The following is a 14,357-nucleotide window of genomic DNA, read 5'->3' as shown; positions in this document are numbered from 1 at the left end:
GGCGCTATCCCCCCAGCGCCCTGTTCATGCGCTCGAGCCGGGCCTTGCCTTCCGCCTCTTCGGCATTGCGGCAATTGGGCGTCTCCCCGAGTTCACCGGGGTTCTCGCGGCACTTTCCGATATGATCAGCGCGCAGGCTCTCGTCGGCGAGAAATTCGCTGACGGTGATGACCGTAGCCGGAGGCGGTTCCGAACACGCCGCCAGCAATGCCATCATGACGAGAGCCGCGACATGCTTCATTGCGACAGCGCCGTGTTCATCGTGTCGATGCGCTTGCGCCAGTCTTCCGCCTTGCGCTGATCCTCGACCTGGGCCTGCGCCTGCTGGACCATCTGCAGCCCCTGCATCCTAAGGAGATCGGTCTGCAGGAAGGCACTTTCGGCCTGAATGCGCGCCTGGAGATCGGCGATGTCCTTGGCATCGCTTGCCGACGATATCTGCTGGCGCAACTGATCGATCCCATCGATGCGCTTGGTGGCGGCATCGTAAATCTGCTGGCCAAGGCTCATTTGGCCGGCATTGCGGTTCTGAACGCGCGCCAGTTCCTGGGCGTAGAAATCGTTGGCCGAGGTCTGGTAGGTCGAGTTCTCGCCGAGGAATTTCGAGGCGGCATCGCCGAACGCACCCGAGCCGTTGCCGCTGAGCAGGCTTTCGATCGCCGCAAAGTCTTGCGGTAAGGCTTTGCGGATTTCCGGCTGGTTCAGGAGGGAAACAACATCGGCCATGTTCGTCAGCTTGTTCAGCGATCCGAACAATTGCTCGGCTTGGGTGATTTGCTGATTGAGCGCGTCAAGCTGCGACTTGAGCTGGGTGATGCTCTCAATGTGCTTCAGGATCGCCGTCTGGTCGATCACGGGAATCCCTTGCGCGCCGGCGCCGCTGGCCGACAGGACAAGGATGGCGGCAGCCATCATCGATTTGCGCATACGCATCAGCCTGCACTCCTTTGCTGCTGGAAGAGAGGAAGCCATGCTTCCGGATCGTCGCCGGTCTCCGCCCGGATCGTATCGGCAAGTTCGACGTTGGCGGTGCGACCGGAGAGCACGGCGAGTTCGTCGTCGAAGCCGCCGAGATTGAGCTCGGCGACGACGCTGTTATGACCCTGCTTGACGATGAAGCGGCGGCTCTCGTTGGAGAGCTCCCGTGCGATCAGCTCATATTCCCGCTCGGTGAGCTTGAAGCCGTCGACGTAGTCGGCTCGACTGCCACGCGAGTTGGGCATGAAGACCTGGGTGGGGCACTGCTCGATGATGGTGTGCGCAATCGGAGAGTTGATCGCATCGCGCGGGCTTTGCGTGGCGAACAGCATGAGCCCATTCTGTTTGCGGATGGTCTTGAGCTTGTTCTGGGCGAGATCGCGAAAGCCTTCGTCGGCAAGCGCCTTCCAGAACTCATCGATCACGATGATGATGCGGCGGCCGTCGATCAGCTGCTCGACCCGGTGGAAGAGATAGGCCATCAGCGGCGTGCGGATTTCCTCATTGTCGAGGAAGTCGGTCATGTCATAGCCGACGAACTTGCCGCCAACACCGAAGTCTCCAAGGCCAATGTCCTCAATGACGTTATCGAATACCCAACCGAGCGGCCCTCCCCTCTCCCAGCGGCGCAATCGAGATGCGATGCCTTCGGGATCGGTGTTGTTGAGAAAGGTGCGCAGCGCGCCGATCGTGCGCCGCTCTACCGGCAGATCGGCGAGCCCATCGATGGCATTGGCGATGTCGCGGGTTTCCGCGACGGAGAGTTCTCGCGTTTTCGAGCCGACAAGCTTGGTCACCCATTGCGCCAGAAACACTTTGTTCTCCGGCGTCAGTTCCATGCCCTTCAGCGGGGCACAGCCGGTCGGCCGGCCATTTTTTAGCGGCAGGTATGTGCCGCCGGCGGCGCGCACGAAAAGATCGGCGCCGCGGTCCTTGTCGAAAAACACAATATTGGCATCAAACTTCTCGCCCTGCGACAGGATGAAGTTGAGCAGCACCGTCTTGCCAGAGCCGGAAGGTCCGCCGATGAAGGTGTTGCCGAGATCGCCATAGTGAAGATTGAAATAGAGCGGAGATCCCGACGCCGTCTTCAGCATGGCAACGGCAGGTCCCCATTCGTTGCCGTCGCGCTGACCGACCGGATAGGAATGAAACGGCGAAAAGGCCGCGAAATTCTTCGAGGTGATCGCGCCGGAGCGGACGCGATAGCGGAAGTTGCCGGGAAGCTGCGCCCACCAGGCCGCTTCCAGCCCGAGATCCTCGCGCGCAACGACCGCGCCGCCGTTGGTCAGATGGGTTCGGCTCTTCGCCAGATTGTCCGTTAATTCCCTCACCGTTCCGGCGAAGACCGTAAGCGTCAAGTGATGGTTACCCAGCACGAAGCGGTTGGATTCCAAATCGTCCAGCGCATCATCGAGCTCCTCGAGCTGCGACCCGGCCTTGTCGCCGGCGCTGACCATCTGGTTCTGCTTGCGTCCCATCACCGTCTTCGCATCTGACTTCGACAGGAATGAGAAGCTCTGGGTCAGGATCAGTTCATAGGGGACGGTCAACAAGCCATCGAACATGCCGGGCCGCGTGCGGGCCGGATATTCCTTGAAACCGAACATGCCTGCATAACGGCTCGATCCTTCGTGACGGATCTCGACCGTCTCGCGTCCGACAATGACGCGGTCGGAATAAATTGCCGATGAAACGCGGCCCTCGGTCAGCGGCACGGCTTCACGGCGGCCGCCCACCAGTTGGTGCAGCACTTCGCTCGGCTCCGAGAAGACAAGGCCGTCGCGCTCTTGAAGGGTGAGAACGCGCGGGCCGAAACGCTTCAGGCCGGCTGTAACGTCGACGATGGTGTCGTCGAGACGCTTGAGGGCATCCACATCAAGCTCCACCCCGCGTCGCCGCGCCTTGCGCAATCTCGACAGGAACGCTGCCACCCGCTCGGCTGCATCCTTGCCCGGGTGCCATACGAGGCTGAGATACAGATCGTTGCGGAACAAGTCCTCCCCGATCATGCGGTTGCGGTACTTGTCGTTCAGCGTGCGCGAGAAGGCGTTCGCGAATTCGCCGTCAGGATACTCGTTGTCGCGTCGCCGAACGACATGCGTCCACAGCGCCAGCCGCTCATCCGCGATGTTGCGGTAGAGCGTGTTGAGGTCCCGGTGCAGCGCATTGAGGTCCAGCGTGTCGGCCGTCTCGAACGACACGCCTTCGAGCGCGATGACCACCATCAGGGCACGGGAGTCAAGCGCGATCACCCGTTCATCGATGTGGCGGACGTAGGGGATGAAGGTCTCGGGTTCGAGCTCACGGCTCCTGACGGTCGCGGTACTAGGCAAGGCCGAGATCCCTTTCGTCATAGCGCCGAACGAGCTTCATCGGAGTGAGACTCGATCCGCCCCAGAACCCGCTGTTGCGGGTTCTGCCCCGCGTCTCGATCCAACCGAGCAGCACGCGGAACATATTGTGGTCGTGCTTGACGATCGCCTTGAAGATGACGTGGAACACCAGGCCGACGAGCGCGTAGGCCACCGATCCCGCGACGATGAAGAGGATCGTCGTGAAGATCATATTGATCCCCATCGCCTCCATCGTCACGCCGCCGATCATCGCCGGCCTGGTGCAGGCGAGAAACAGCGTGTCTTCCACAAGGGCAATCCGCTCGGTCACGCACTAGCCTCCTGAGATCATGTTGACGATCTCGGTCGCACCGAAGATGATTCCGATGCCAAGCACGACAAAGGCCGCCTTGCGTAGATCGAGGTAGCCGAACATCCATGCGATGCCGACAATGATCACGGCGATGATAGCCAGCAGTCTCGCGACATTGCCGGTAAGCATGTTGACGATATTCTGCAGCACACTTTCGATCCCGCCCGCCTGGGCGAAGCTCGGCTCGACCAAGGTCAGGGAAAATACCGCCGCTATCGCTGCGGTCGCCGCGTACGGCCTTATGCGAGCCGATAGGTTCATAGGCGCATTACTCCTTTTGCTCGTTGGAAAAGACGAGGACGGAGGATTGCCGCCCCGAACTGTAGACATCCCATCGCGGCACTGAAGCCTGGGATTGCTGCTGGCTCTTCCCGGCCGGACCGCTGTCGACCGTGGCGGCAGACGACTCCCCTGCCCTTTCGCGCGCCGGCAACGCCTCCGCTTGCGCCTCGATAATCTCGATGCTGTCGAGACGGTCGGACAGCCGCGCGCGCTCGGCCAGAACCCGGCTGTCGTAGCCGACCATTTCGCCGACCGAGGCGTCACCATTGCCGAAATAGCTCCGCAGCATGACGGCTTCGGCTTGTGCCGTCGTCGCGCCACCTTGGAGAGCTATTTGGTAGTAACCGTCAAGTAGCGACGCGCTGGCCTTGATGTTGAGGCAGAAGTCGAATGTGTCGCTGACGGAAAGGCCAAGCCGACCGAGATTACCGGAATTGATCCCGGCAAGTCCGAGGTCGATATCGTGACCCTCGGCGATCAGGATCGTCGCCGTCTCGATTGCCTCGGCTCGGGTCTTGGGTTGCTCGGCGAGCGGATGATCTGTGTTGATACGGATTGCAAAGGGCTGGAACCCGCTTTCGACGCTCACGACAGCCGCAATTGTTTCCGAGGCGACCTGCGGAGCGCAGTTTTGAGCGAGAGCGAGGAAGGCAACCGGCATGGGCTAGAACCACACGCGCTGGCGGCCGGCGCCATCGATAGTAACGTCGACATACCTCGGCTGCTCGCGCACATGAGGACGTTGGGTGACCAGTGCCTTGCAGACCCGCTTGCCGTCTTCGAAATGCCAGCGTCCCGAGGCGCCGCCATTGTCGCGATCGCTGCACATGGCGCTGTCGACGACCTTGGGTTCGGTGGAGACGCAGCCGACGTCATTTCTGCGATCTCCCGAACGTGTGACCAGCCGGAACCCGGCGTCACAATAGTACGGCTCATAACGCGGCTTCGTCGCTGTGAAGCCAACGCCGCTGCAAATCGGGAACGATCGCCCCTTCGCGAGATGCGACCAAAGCCGTTCGATCGGCGGGCGGCACTCGGTGTACTGCGTTGCGCCACCGGGGTTCGAAAGGCATAGGAGAACCTGGCAGCCCCAATCATCTGCTCGCGCAATGGAGGACGAAAACGTGTACAATGGAACGCAGAGTAAAACGGCAGAAAGTGCCCGAATGACCGCATTTTTCATGCCCAAACTCCCGTTTTTCTCTCCATTGGCCCGCCGTCCGTGAGGCTTCACCACCTTGTCATACTGCACGATAACGAATAGATAAGAAGATGCCAAGCCCATTAAACCAACGCTGGCACAACACGGTTTTTGCGACCTTGGCTACGCACGAGATCATGTCGAAGCCCCTGCCCGACGAGACGCCGAATTCGCGTCTGCGCCAGCTCGGCATGATGAATCTCCTGTACACGCTGCAAAAGGCAGATACGGCGCTGACCATAACGAACGTGACGGAAGTCACTGGAATGACAAGGAAAGCAGCGCAGGAAGCCATTGATCCGCTGGTCGTGCGAGGGCTTTTGAAAGAGTCCTGGGGGCGCACGTCAATCGGGCGTGGCAAGGCCCGGCAGTACGAGATCGCGCCGGAAATCTTCGAGAGGCTTCAGGGCGTTTACGGCTCCTAAACCGCGCTACGTGATCCTCAGTCGTTTGAAAAGTCGTCTTAAAAAGACTTCCATTACATGATGAAAACGCACAGTATTGCTTGCGCATAAGCGCGCTAGCATACTTCGCGCAACGACTCACCTGCTCTCACGCGCAGACTGATTCGTTTCGCGTAGACAAACCGTGTGATGGAGAAGCTATACGGCAAAAAAGGAACGGCCCCGGAAGTTGACGCTTCCAAGGCCGGTTCACTGAAGATCGAAATTCTTTGCTGGGGCTCTTTGGCGAGAACCGCAACCTGTGACGGGTCGAATAATCGCAAAAGCCCAAATTTGTGTCAAGGCAAAACGCCACTTCGGCGAACGATCCTGCTTGCCGTTTCGGGAGGTACCGGAATGAGCACTACTGAAGAATTTGCATCGGCCGAAGGATTGAAACCAGTGGCCGGTGTTCGTCGGATCACGCCCGCCGGCCTGGCCGCGCACCGGGCAGCTCGGGACTATGCTGGCGATCGGACACTGGCCGTAAAGCGGATTGAGGCATTGCAGTTGGCTAAGCGCGCGGCCGCCGCGTTGGGACTGAAGGCGGCGAAGATTGCGATGATAGACAAACTGTTCGGCTATTCGCCCGCGGCCGACTGGACCTGCAAGGACGCCAGCCCGATCGTCTGGCCCTCTAACGAGGCCCTCGCGCGGCAACTCGGCTTATCCATCTCTACGGCCCGACATCATCTGCGCGGGCTGGCCGCGGCAGGACTTATCGCGCATGCATCGCACCCCACCTACCAGCGTCGTGGTGTTCGGGACGACCAAGGCAAGATCGTGGAGGCGTTTGGGATCGACCTATCGCCGATCATCATGCGTTATGACGAACTTCTCGAGATCGCCCTTGCCTATGAGCAGGAAGGACGCGAGCGCAGGACGCTCTCCTATCAGCGTACACAGATCCGCAGAGAGATCGAGGCTGTCCTGGTGGCGGCGGAACGCGATGGGCTCGTGGGCAACTGGCAACACTTCCACGCGAGGCTGGATAGGCTGCGGGAATGCGTGCCGGGTGACCTGGGCCAATTCCGCGAGTTGATCGAAGAGTTGACCGTTCTCCGTGAGCAGGTTGAAGAGGCGTACCGAAGCGCGTCGCAACGCTCAAATTTAGACACCGCGGTGACGAGTTTTCGTCAGGTACAAACTACAGCGGATCTTCCCTGTGTAGAAGAAAGTAGAAACTCGCCCCCCGCCGTAACGGACAGACTTATTTCAGGCGCCCCACCCCGCCCCACCCCACTGACTTCCGGAAGAAGACTGGCAGATGCGCTAGCGGCCGCTGGAACGGATGGCAGGCCGGCGCTGAGCCCGGTTGACGACATCGGCAATGTATCGCTCGGACTGGTGCGAGCCGCCTGCCCTGCCCTTCAAAAGCACGTCCCCGAGGTCTTCGACAGTTGGACAGCGCTGCGGTCATCAGGCCGCCGGCTGTGCGCCGCCGCGACAATCAATGCCCAGGTATGGACCGAGGCGGAAAACGATCTGGGACCGGACGCGGCCATCGCCGCGCTTGCTGTCACCGTGCAGCGCGCAGATGATGGTCAGGTCGCCAACCCCGGCGCGTATCTTCGGAGACTCATTCAGCGAGGCAGAAACGGGCAGTTGCGAATTAGCCGGTCTTTGTTTGCGCTTGCCGGCGCGAAGGGCGGCGGCGTCGCAATTCATTCCTCGCGCCCGGTACATCCCTATCGCGGCTTTCCTCAGGACCGCATCAACTGGTCCGGTTGGGCGGAGCTGGTTCGCGAGCATGCGCCCAAACCGACGCCTGATGTCGAGACCGTGGCGGATGCCTTCAGGTCCTGGTGCCGCAAGGGGAATATCGATCTCGCCCAACCGAGCATCGAAAAAGCATTTATTGGGTTCTGCAAGAAGTGGCGGATGCGTTGATGAAGGTTCGGACGAGATATGTGGAAAGCCGAGGCTGCGGGTGGGGTCCGGCAGCCTATGCGATCGCCATTGCATTCAGCTTGTTCTCGACCGCCGGCGGCGTCGCCGCCCAGGGTTTGCCGGAAACGGTCATAGGCAAAGCGCAAATCTACGATGGCGTCACGTTCGATTTGATTCAGGACGGAGGACGATATCGTACTGCGACCCGAATCCGCCTGGAGGCCGTCGATTCCTGCGAACTCCGACAGAAGGCGCGTCTTGGAAATGTGGACTGGCCATGTGGCGCAGTGGCTACGGCGTGGCTCGCGTCTCGCACATTGGTCAAGGAGGTCGAGTGTCGGCCGACCCGCGTTATTCCAGGTGGAGGGTATCGAGCGCAGTGCTACGTCGACGCGATCGACATAGCAGCTTTGGGTCTCGGGCAGGGGATGTATGTCCTGGCTGTGTCAAAGCATGAAGATCCGCTGCCCGGCTATGCGGAGATCGAGGCGAAGGCAAAGGCCGCGAGCGCAGGGATTTGGTCGAGTAATTTCATGACTCCTGCGGATTGGCGCCGCGCTAATGGCACGTATAATCCTCTCTCGCCACAACGATGGTGATTCTCGTAGGCGCCATCGCGGTTGGGCTCCGTCGACACCGTGCGTGGCTGTGGCCCTGGGGCGGACCGAGATTACCAGTTAGCCGCGGCTAACTTCCCCGACTGAATGCTGGTACCCCGGGGCATTCATATCTCGTTAACCCTTATTTTGTTGCAGAACAGAAAGAATCGGGCATAGTTCGCTCACCTGCGGAGTTTTTCGCAATCTCGTAAATTTTCCGCAACTACCGCAGGAATGGAAGAACCTGATGGAGACCACTGCTAAACCGCCAGCGTCAACGGACGTGACCAATGAGCTCAAGACCCTCATTCAGCGTCATTCCGCGGCGCTGTCGTCCGAGCTCCAAGCACATCACGTTAGCACATTTCAACCAGACGCGGAAAAAGGCATTCGCAATTTTTCGCCGGCCGAAACCGCGAAGCTGATCGGAATCACGGAGGGTTACCTCCGACAGGTCGCTAGCGAGATGCCGGACGTTAGTAACGTCTCGGCGGGGGGGCGCCGTACATATTCGGTCGAGGCGATCCATGAGATTCGGAAGTCACTGGACAGTGGGACTCGAGGAAACAAGCGATACTTACCCTGGCGCACCGGCTCCGAGCAACTCCAGGTCATCACTGTGATGAATTTCAAGGGGGGGTCGGGAAAGACAACGACGACGGCCCACCTCGCTCAGTATCTTGCTCTTCGCGGCTACCGCGTCCTAGCTATCGACCTGGACCCGCAAGCAAGCCTCTCCGCGCTGTTCGGACACCAGCCCGAGCTCGATGTCGGGCCCAACGAAACGCTCTACGGAGCAATCCGGTATGACGAAGAGAAGCGCCCGATCGCCGAGATTGTCAGAGCAACGTATATCCCAGATCTCCATCTGGTGCCTGGCAATCTCGAATTGATGGAGTTCGAGCACGATACGCCAAAGGCCCTAATGACGCGTGCGCCGGGCGATACTCTGTTCTTTGCGCGCATTGGACAGGCGCTTTCTCAAGTTCAGAAGCTGTACGATGTCGTGGTAATCGATTGCCCGCCGCAACTAGGTTTCTTGACGATGTCAGCGCTTACCGCCGCGACGTCGGTTCTGATCACGATTCATCCGCAGATGCTGGACGTAATGTCGATGAGCCAGTTCCTGGCGATGACGGGAGATCTGCTCGAAGAAATCAGTAGGGCAGGGGCGTCGTCGCAATATCTCTGGATGAAGTACCTAGTGACTCGCTTTGAGCCAAGCGACGGCCCGCAGAACCAGATGGTCGCCTTTTTGCGCTCTATTTTTGGCGATCACGTCCTCAATCACCCGATGCTCAAGAGCACCGCGATTTCCGATGCCGGTCTCACCAACCAAACAATTTTCGAGGTGGAGAGAAGCCAGTTTACGCGGTCGACCTACGACAGAGCGTTGGAATCTGTTGACAGTGTCAACGCTGAAATTGAGGCGCTGATCAAGAAAGCATGGGGTAGGGCCGCATGAGCCGGAAGCAGATCTTTGGCAACCTGTCGCAAAAGCCGACGGATCAAACCCGCGATACCGTGCCCGCAGTCTCGCAGGAAGACCAAGGCCCACGCCGGCCATCAAGGCTGCGACCTCTTCTAGGTTCACCTGATTTGACCGATCCGAGCGATGCCACGCCGGTTGGTGCCCTTGGGCAGTCGCTCGGGGAGCTCAGTGAGCGTTCGAAGCGAGCGGACGAAATTGAAAAGAAGCTCCTATCGGGCCAGATCATAGTCGAACTCGACACTGCCGACGTAGAGCCTTCATTTATCCCGGACCGAATGTTGTCCGATGATGAAGCTTTTCGCGGTTTTGTGGACTCGATCCGGAACGAGGGGCAACAGGTTCCCATCCTAGTTCGGCCCCACCCCGACGACCCAGCGAAATATCAAGTTGCATTCGGACATCGCCGACTGCGCGCTGCGATCGCTCTGGAGCGGCCGGTAAAGGCCGTCGTTAGGACGATGAGCGACCAAGAACTGGTCATTGCGCAAGGGCAGGAGAACAACGAGCGGCAGGACCTCTCCTACATCGAAAAAGTTCGCTTCGCGCAACGCCTCGAAAAGCAGTTCCCTCGTGACGTCATCATGTCAGCCTTGGCGATCTATAAGAGTGATCTTTCAAACATGCTGGCTGTCGCGGCGAAAATTCCCGAGGACTTGATTGAAGCCATCGGCCCCGCGCACGGCGTAGGCCGTCGCAATTGGATGGCATTGGCCGATATGTTGGCGTCAGACAAACAGCGCGCAAAGCAGGCGCTGAACGTCGCCAATCGTCCTGGGTTCGAGCTGCTTAAGTCGAAGGAGCGCTTCGAGGCAGTTGCGAAAGCTCTCAAGGACGGTGCGCTCGCTCCGAAAGACGAGGTGCCTGTCACTCACCAGGGCAATGAAGTTGGTAGAATTTCTCAGACGAAGCAGAAGGTGACGCTCAGCGTCGATCGGAAGGCTTCCCCCGAGTTTGCGGAATTCGTCTTGAACGAGGTCCCCCGACTCTACGCGGAATACCGCAAGAGAGTCGGATAGCGGCGAACTGAACACGAAGCAGGAGATCGAAACGAAGCAAAAGAAAAAGGCCCCCAAAACATCGTTCGGAAGCCCTTCTCCAAGTTAGCACCCAGAGAATCGCACTTCCGCGAATCGCAGTCAAGAGTCCGCGACGGAAAACGTCGTTTCGGCGAGCCAATTTCTTTTGCCTAGCGATAGGTGAAAGACAATGCAGATACATATTTCAACGACGCCCTTCGGGCGGCGAGCGCTGACGCTTGGCCAGATCGCCAGCCAGGCGACCGCAAAGGCAATGCCCAAGGAGGCAGCCGCCAATAAGTGGCAGGTCTTCCAGCATATCCGTGAAGCGCGCGAGCCGCTCGGCGCGACCGATCGCTCTCTGGCGATCCTCAACGCGCTGCTTTCATTCCACCGGGAAACGGAGCTCTCGGCCGTGGGGGAACTCATCGTCTGGCCGTCGAACGAGCAGCTCATGGCCAGGGCCAATGGCATCTCGCCGGCAACGCTTCGCCGCCATCTGGCTGTGCTGGTGGAATGCGGTTTGATCATTCGTCGCGACAGTCCGAACGGCAAGCGCTTCGCCCGCAGGAGCAGGGCAGGGGAAGTGGAGCAGGCCTATGGCTTCGACCTGTCGCCGATCGTCGCCCGCGCCGAGGAGTTTCGTGATCTCGCTGAGACCGTCCAGGCGGAGAAGAAGGCGTTTCGCGTTGCCAGGGAGCGTCTGACGCTGCTGCGGCGCGATATCGTCAAGATGATTGACACCGGGATCGAAGAGGGCGTGCCGGGTAATTGGGGCAGGGTGCTTCAAGCCTATCAAACGATCATCGCAACACTTCCGCGCACGGCGCCGAGGCAACTTCTCGAGGACATCTGCGGGCAACTCGCGGAACTTCACGCCGAGATCAGTGACATATTGGAATCCTTCACAAAAACGCAAAATGCGAACGCCAATGAGTCTCATTTTGAGCGCCACATACAGAATTCAAATCCCGAATCCATATCTGAATCTGAACACGGCTTTCGAGAAAAGAATGAAGCGAGCGGCAGCGCTGCGGAAACCGATAACGTGCGGAGCTTGCCGAAGCGTGATTTGCCGTTGAGTATTGTGCTGGATGCCTGCCCTAACCTGCTGGAAATCGTTCAATCGGGTGAGATCCGCCACTGGCGCGACTTGCTTGCGGCCGCAGAACTTGGACGAACGATGCTCGGTATCAGTCGGAGCGCCTGGCAGGATGCCCAAGGCGTCATGGGCGAGGTTCAGGCCGCGATTGCACTGGCCGCGATTTATCAGCGATCGGGTCAGATCAACAGCGCGGGCGGATACTTGCGGAGCCTGACAGACAAGGCGAGGGAAGGGAAGTTCTCGACCTGGCCGATGATCATGGCGCTGCTGCGGGCCAAGCTGGATGAGAACAAGCGGCGGCAATCAGAAGCCGCGGGCAACGCCGGCGGAGCACCGCGACTTGAGTTCTCGGATTCGCTCGTGAAAAGTCTGCAGAAGTTAAAGCCGCTGCCATGATGCCGCTCGTTTGGTGTCTCTCACGATCGGGCACTGGCTGTCACCGCCCAGGCATGGTCACGAAGTTTCGCTCGCCAGCAGTCCAGAGCGCCGGGCGCGGTCGAGCAGGTTCTTCACCGATGATGGAGACCACTTGGCTCCGCCGCGCGGTGTGCGCTCGTGAAGTTTCTCGAGCTGCGCCCCAATCTCCCGGAGCGTCAAATCCGGGTTCGAGGCGTGGATACCAGTGACCAGCGTCATCAGCCGGTCCTCCGGGAGGCGAGGCGGCGATTTCCGAAGCAAGGCGGGGTCTGCCATGTGCTCGGTAACCAGCCATCTCACGGCGCGACGAAGCCGCTCGGGCGTCCAGTCCTGCCCTCGTTGCTGCAGTGCCCGCGCGATGTCATCCCAAGTATGATCCGGGCGCATGCGCTTCACAGTCGGAAGCCACTGGCTGGCAGTTGCCTGGATGCGTGCGCCGTAAGCTGCCTTCTGGGCGGCTGTCATCATGGCGAGCGTCTCCGGTCGGCGTTCGCGGATCCCAGGGTTTCCGGAGAGCTTTCCCCTGGCCTTCGCCGCCCTTATGCCGGCCTTCGTGCGTTCGGAAATCAACGAGCGCTCCAGCTGCGCCACGGCGCCGAGCACTTGGAGAGAAAACATGCCCTGCGGCGTCGTGGTGTCGATCGGATCCCGCAGCGAGCGAAAATGCACCCCTCTTTCCGTCAGGTCCTCAATCACCTCGAGCAAATGGCTGACGGAGCGCGCAAGGCGGTCGATGCGGACGACAACGAGGGTGTCGCCGGCGCCAACGTCGCGCAGCAGCTTGCTGAGAGCCGGCCGGGCGCGCGATGCGCCGGAGCCGTGCTCCTGGACGATCACATCGCAGCCGACAGAGCGCAGTTCGATTTCCTGCGCTTCTGTCGCTTGTTCATCCGTAGACACGCGCGCATAGCCGATCAGGCGGCCCTGTGGTCGACGGGAAGCTCGTTTTTGCGTCTCAGCTGCCATTTGGAGCGCCTCCGAGCTGCCCATCGTTCCGTTTTCCAAACATAGAAGATACGGATAAACGATCGTTTGGAGACGCGTCACTAGGCTGTTCCCCACCACAGGGTCGGCCAAGTCTCACAGCGCAAGCCGAAGTCAATGATCGCTGAATAGATTTTGGGTGCCGCCTACTGGCGTACCGCCGCTGTTTCCTTTTGCATAGCCAGCGGTGCGAGCCACGTGGTGCTCATTCGTCGCTGGTGAGACCGTCGAACGCCTCGATCAGCGCATCGACGATCGCTTGGCCGAGCGCCCGTGCCGTCTCACCGATTAGGGCCTCATTTCCATTGCGTACTGCGGTCGCGAGTTCGGAACCCTGATCCGTGAGGATCGCATTCGACCTATCGATCGCCCATTGTGCGAAATCGTTCCGGCTATCGATGATCCTGGTTTCCAAGGCTACGCGCTCCCGCGTTTACGATTTGTTTGGCCAATTCGGGTCAAGGTCAGGGTGCGCGATGGGTATTGCGTTCGCGCCACAACACTTCTTGAACCTTGCAGCATCAGGCCCCGTTGGACAAGCAGCCGTTCCGCTTCCAATTGAGGATGAGCCTGAGGCCGCGCTGAGCGTCAAAATCTAAAGACGAGCCCTTCGACGACCACACCCTCTGCTCCTTCGCGCTCAGGTGCAGCAGGGGAGGGGGCTTTTTCTACAGTCCCGAGGCCTTGGTGAGATTGACCCGGAAGCGATCGCGGCGACGCTGGTATTTTCGGGTCATCTCTGCCGACGTGTGGCCAAGCTGTTTTTGCACATAGCGCTCGTCAACCTCGGCCGAAGAAGCAAGGCCGGCGCGCAGAGAATGGCCAGCAAAGAGCTTGCTGCGCTGACCTTCCGGCAGATCGCCACGGACGCCGGCGGCCATGGCGGCGCGTTTGACGAGGCGGGCGACCTCCTGGTCATTGAGCCGTTCGACGCCGACTGTCTTGCCTTGGCTTATCACCCGTCGGAACAAGGGGCCGTGTGCGATCCGGCCGAGCTTCAGCCAGGTCTGCAACGTGACAATCGGGCAGGTGGCGTCGGACGAGCCGCGTCCGATCTCCACCTCGCGCCAGCCGGTTTTGCCGCGCAGGGTGACCAACATTCCTTTGTCAAGAATCTCGATCCAGCCCGAGGAATCCTCGGTCTGATTGTGGGTTGACCGTTTTTTGTGCTGCACACATGCGGCCCTTTTCAATAGCTTAGGCGATTCAGATTTGCGAGACTGATTCACTTTTCGTGAGAC

Annotated in this window: 16 protein-coding genes; 6 read left to right on the top strand and 10 right to left on the bottom strand. The window is 59.8% G+C overall.

Annotated features, from left to right (window positions below; translation table 11 throughout):
- Positions 1-4: 4 nt before the first annotated feature.
- From J2X50_RS22320 to J2X50_RS22290, 7 genes are read right to left on the bottom strand one after another with little or no spacing between them, the layout of a single operon-like run.
- Positions 5-241: an EexN family lipoprotein gene (locus J2X50_RS22320; protein ID WP_011578792.1), complete on the bottom strand. Its 237-nt coding sequence runs from the start codon at positions 239-241 to the stop codon at positions 5-7.
- Positions 238-933: a P-type DNA transfer protein VirB5 gene (gene virB5 / locus J2X50_RS22315; protein WP_011578793.1), complete on the bottom strand. Its 696-nt coding sequence runs from the start codon at positions 931-933 to the stop codon at positions 238-240. Before virB5 ends, J2X50_RS22320 begins: the two co-directional genes overlap by 4 nt.
- Entirely contained in the window at positions 933-3,335 is a 2,403-nt protein-coding gene (locus tag J2X50_RS22310) for a VirB4 family type IV secretion/conjugal transfer ATPase (protein WP_429098168.1), read from the bottom strand. The genes virB5 and J2X50_RS22310 overlap by 1 nt, the downstream gene beginning before the upstream one ends.
- The gene (locus J2X50_RS22305) at positions 3,307-3,645 is read right to left on the bottom strand and encodes a type IV secretion system protein VirB3 (RefSeq protein WP_429098167.1); all 339 of its coding nucleotides are present in this window, start codon (positions 3,643-3,645) and stop codon (positions 3,307-3,309) included. Before J2X50_RS22305 ends, J2X50_RS22310 begins: the two co-directional genes overlap by 29 nt.
- A 3-nt stretch (positions 3,646-3,648) precedes the next feature.
- Positions 3,649-3,948, bottom strand: a complete 300-nt coding sequence (locus J2X50_RS22300) for a TrbC/VirB2 family protein (RefSeq protein WP_429098165.1) — start codon at positions 3,946-3,948, stop codon at positions 3,649-3,651.
- A 7-nt stretch (positions 3,949-3,955) separates the two neighbouring features.
- The gene (locus J2X50_RS22295) at positions 3,956-4,630 is read right to left on the bottom strand and encodes a lytic transglycosylase domain-containing protein (protein WP_429098163.1); all 675 of its coding nucleotides are present in this window, start codon (positions 4,628-4,630) and stop codon (positions 3,956-3,958) included.
- Positions 4,631-4,633: 3 nt separating this feature from the next.
- The gene (locus J2X50_RS22290; RefSeq protein ID WP_429098161.1) at positions 4,634-5,152 is read right to left on the bottom strand and encodes a hypothetical protein; all 519 of its coding nucleotides are present in this window, start codon (positions 5,150-5,152) and stop codon (positions 4,634-4,636) included.
- Between the two features lie 155 nt (positions 5,153-5,307).
- On the opposite strand from J2X50_RS22290, the gene J2X50_RS22285 reads away from it, so the two are divergent.
- The 6 genes from J2X50_RS22285 (at position 5,308) to repC (J2X50_RS22260) (ending at position 12,111) form a co-directional block, all read left to right on the top strand.
- Positions 5,308-5,595 (top strand): MarR family transcriptional regulator, encoded by a 288-nt coding sequence (locus J2X50_RS22285; protein WP_245262446.1) that lies wholly within the window; start codon positions 5,308-5,310, stop codon positions 5,593-5,595.
- A gap of 375 nt (positions 5,596-5,970) precedes the next feature.
- The gene (gene repC / locus J2X50_RS22280; protein WP_011578800.1) at positions 5,971-7,503 is read left to right on the top strand and encodes a plasmid replication protein RepC; all 1,533 of its coding nucleotides are present in this window, start codon (positions 5,971-5,973) and stop codon (positions 7,501-7,503) included.
- Positions 7,503-8,102 carry a hypothetical protein gene (locus J2X50_RS22275; RefSeq protein ID WP_428529621.1) on the top strand — a complete coding sequence of 200 codons (600 nt, stop codon included), beginning with the start codon at positions 7,503-7,505 and terminating at the stop codon, positions 8,100-8,102. The genes repC (J2X50_RS22280) and J2X50_RS22275 overlap by 1 nt, the downstream gene beginning before the upstream one ends.
- Positions 8,103-8,349: 247 nt before the next feature.
- The gene (gene repA, locus J2X50_RS22270) at positions 8,350-9,567 is read left to right on the top strand and encodes a plasmid partitioning protein RepA (RefSeq protein WP_428529622.1); all 1,218 of its coding nucleotides are present in this window, start codon (positions 8,350-8,352) and stop codon (positions 9,565-9,567) included.
- A complete protein-coding gene (gene repB / locus J2X50_RS22265; RefSeq protein WP_429098158.1) occupies positions 9,564-10,610 on the top strand; it encodes a plasmid partitioning protein RepB in 1,047 nt (348 codons plus the stop codon). Before repA ends, repB begins: the two co-directional genes overlap by 4 nt.
- 190 nt (positions 10,611-10,800) lie before the next feature.
- Entirely contained in the window at positions 10,801-12,111 is a 1,311-nt protein-coding gene (gene repC / locus J2X50_RS22260) for a plasmid replication protein RepC (protein WP_429098156.1), read from the top strand.
- 57 nt (positions 12,112-12,168) lie between these two features.
- On the opposite strand, the gene J2X50_RS22255 is transcribed toward repC (J2X50_RS22260), so the two are convergent.
- The 3 genes from J2X50_RS22255 to J2X50_RS22245 all read right to left on the bottom strand — a co-directional run.
- Positions 12,169-13,098 carry a recombinase family protein gene (locus tag J2X50_RS22255; protein ID WP_429098154.1) on the bottom strand — a complete coding sequence of 310 codons (930 nt, stop codon included), beginning with the start codon at positions 13,096-13,098 and terminating at the stop codon, positions 12,169-12,171.
- 223 nt (positions 13,099-13,321) lie between these two features.
- Positions 13,322-13,531 carry a hypothetical protein gene (locus tag J2X50_RS22250; protein WP_429098152.1) on the bottom strand — a complete coding sequence of 70 codons (210 nt, stop codon included), beginning with the start codon at positions 13,529-13,531 and terminating at the stop codon, positions 13,322-13,324.
- A gap of 253 nt (positions 13,532-13,784) precedes the next feature.
- The coding region (locus J2X50_RS22245; RefSeq protein WP_429098150.1) for a tyrosine-type recombinase/integrase at positions 13,785-14,357 on the bottom strand (573 nt) is incomplete at its 5' end.

The sequence above is a fragment of the Aminobacter sp. BE322 genome (assembly GCF_050433525.1).
GTDB lineage: Bacteria > Pseudomonadota > Alphaproteobacteria > Rhizobiales > Rhizobiaceae > Aminobacter.
Note: the sequence above shows the minus strand (reverse complement) of the source record. Positions and strands in the feature narration are given on the sequence as shown.

Bases quoted from the DNA above. Each gene is read 5' to 3' on its own strand.
- repC (WP_429098156.1), top strand. From the start codon at position 10,801: ATGCAGATACATATTTCAACGACGCCCTTCGGGCGGCGAGCGCTGACG.
- repC (WP_011578800.1), top strand. From the start codon at position 5,971: ATGAGCACTACTGAAGAATTTGCATCGGCCGAAGGATTGAAACCAGTG.
- repA (WP_428529622.1), top strand. From the start codon at position 8,350: ATGGAGACCACTGCTAAACCGCCAGCGTCAACGGACGTGACCAATGAG.
- J2X50_RS22300 (WP_429098165.1), bottom strand. From the start codon at position 3,948: ATGAACCTATCGGCTCGCATAAGGCCGTACGCGGCGACCGCAGCGATA.
- repB (WP_429098158.1), top strand. From the start codon at position 9,564: ATGAGCCGGAAGCAGATCTTTGGCAACCTGTCGCAAAAGCCGACGGAT.
- virB5 (WP_011578793.1), bottom strand. From the start codon at position 933: ATGCGTATGCGCAAATCGATGATGGCTGCCGCCATCCTTGTCCTGTCG.
- J2X50_RS22310 (WP_429098168.1), bottom strand. From the start codon at position 3,335: ATGACGAAAGGGATCTCGGCCTTGCCTAGTACCGCGACCGTCAGGAGC.
- J2X50_RS22320 (WP_011578792.1), bottom strand. From the start codon at position 241: ATGAAGCATGTCGCGGCTCTCGTCATGATGGCATTGCTGGCGGCGTGT.
- J2X50_RS22295 (WP_429098163.1), bottom strand. From the start codon at position 4,630: ATGCCGGTTGCCTTCCTCGCTCTCGCTCAAAACTGCGCTCCGCAGGTC.
- J2X50_RS22285 (WP_245262446.1), top strand. From the start codon at position 5,308: ATGTCGAAGCCCCTGCCCGACGAGACGCCGAATTCGCGTCTGCGCCAG.
- J2X50_RS22255 (WP_429098154.1), bottom strand. From the start codon at position 13,098: ATGGCAGCTGAGACGCAAAAACGAGCTTCCCGTCGACCACAGGGCCGC.
- J2X50_RS22275 (WP_428529621.1), top strand. From the start codon at position 7,503: ATGAAGGTTCGGACGAGATATGTGGAAAGCCGAGGCTGCGGGTGGGGT.
- J2X50_RS22290 (WP_429098161.1), bottom strand. From the start codon at position 5,152: ATGAAAAATGCGGTCATTCGGGCACTTTCTGCCGTTTTACTCTGCGTT.